Origin of the sequence: Micropruina sp. (assembly GCF_027492755.1) — a bacterium.
GTDB lineage: Bacteria > Actinomycetota > Actinomycetes > Propionibacteriales > Propionibacteriaceae > Micropruina.
This window is the reverse complement of sequence record NZ_JAPUED010000253.1, coordinates 22,595-24,152: the sequence shown is the minus strand read 5'-3', so window position 1 is coordinate 24,152 and position 1,558 is coordinate 22,595. Positions and strand designations below refer to the sequence as shown.

General features: G+C 70.2%; 2 protein-coding genes. Both read right to left on the bottom strand.

Annotated elements, in window-relative coordinates:
• Positions 1-126 precede the first annotated feature (126 nt).
• On the bottom strand, positions 127-870 hold the full coding sequence (locus Q0066_RS17100; protein ID WP_298135182.1) for a triose-phosphate isomerase: 744 nt from the start codon (positions 868-870) through the stop codon (positions 127-129).
• Entirely contained in the window at positions 870-1,328 is a 459-nt protein-coding gene (locus Q0066_RS17095; protein ID WP_298135200.1) for a ribose-5-phosphate isomerase, read from the bottom strand. The genes Q0066_RS17100 and Q0066_RS17095 overlap by 1 nt, the downstream gene beginning before the upstream one ends.
• Positions 1,329-1,558 lie beyond the last annotated feature (230 nt).

Genomic DNA, 1,558 nt, shown 5'->3' with positions numbered 1-1,558 from the left:
CCCACCTGGGAGCGTCCTTTGGCCCCCGGGGCCGGGTGCGGGGGGCCCCCGGGGACGGGCCAACCAACAAACACGCGCCGGCCGCACCCCCGGGGAGTCCGGACGCCGAATCGCTGCGTTTGGCGGTCACGCCTGGGCGGCGGCGATCCTCAGCAACTCGAGGTAGCCGTCGACCTGCCAGGCGGAACGGCCGACGAACAGGCCGTTGACGCCCTTGACCTGCAGGGTCTCCTCGGCATTGCCCTGGTTCACCGAGCCGCCGTAGAGGATGCACTCCACCTTGTCGCCGTACTCGGCATCGAGAGCGGCGAAGACACCCTCGATGTCCTCCGGACGCGCCTCGCGGCCATGCTCGCCGATCGCCCAGATCGGTTCGTAGGCGATCAGCACCCGGCTGACGTCGTCGACGCCGTCCAGGCCCGCGGCGACCTGCGCCATGATGTGGTCCACGCTGCCGCCGGCGTCGAAGACCTCACCCGGCTCACCGCAGCACAGCAACGGACGCAGTCCATGGGTCAGGCTGGCCTTCACCTTCAGGTTGACCGTCCGATCGGTCTCGGCGAAGAATTCCCGCCGTTCGGAATGACCGATCTCGACCAAGGTCGCGCCGGCGTCCGCGGCCTGGGGAACCGAGATCTCCCCCGTCCACGCCCCGGCGTCGGCCCAGTGCGCGTTCTGGATGCCCAGCTCGACCGGCGAGTCGGAACCCAGGATCGCGCGCACCGTGGTCAGCGCCGTCGCCGGCGGAATGATGAACGGCTGGACACCAGTCGGTGCGCCGTCGGACAGAGCCGCGGCGAGCCGGGTCGCATAGTCGCTGGCCTCAGCCAGCGTCTTGTTCATCTTCCAACTGGTGCCCACCCACAACATCAGTCGCCCTCGTAGCTGCAGATCGCGTCCACCTTGGGCGCCGAAGCCGACAACGGATCGAAGGTGTAGTTGAAGAACTCCTTCGCCAGCCGGCGAGCGAGCTCGATGCCGATCACCCGGGCGCCCAGGCAGAGCACCTGGCCGTTGTTGGACAGCACCAGGCGCTCCACCGAGAAGCTGTCGTGCGCGGTGCTGGCACGGATGCCCTTGACCTTGTTGGCGGCGATCGCGACACCCATGCCGGTGCCGCAGACCAGGATCGCCCGGTCGGCCTGGCCGTCGGCGACCAGACGGGCCACCCCGACCGCGGTGTGCGGGTAGGCGGTCTGATCCTCGGTGTTCCCGACCCCGAGATCGATCACCTTCTCAATGCGCGGATCGGCCTCCAGATCGGCCTTGATCTTGTTCTTGTACTCAACGCCGGCGTTGTCGGCGCCGACGGCTACCACGAAACCCATCATGTCCCTCTCGTCGTTCCTGCGCCGGGGCCGGATGGCCCCGAACTCTCATTCTTCATGCTGTACCAAAGCTCCCCTCGCGGCTACCTGGGTATCCACCGTGCGGAGCCCGGCACGAGCGAAGTCGGGGGGGGGGCCCGCGCGCGCGCCGCCCCCCCCCCGCCCCCCGGCCCGGCCGCCCCCCGAGGGGGGGGGGGGCGCCGGTGGGGCGGGGCGGGGGGCGGCCCCCC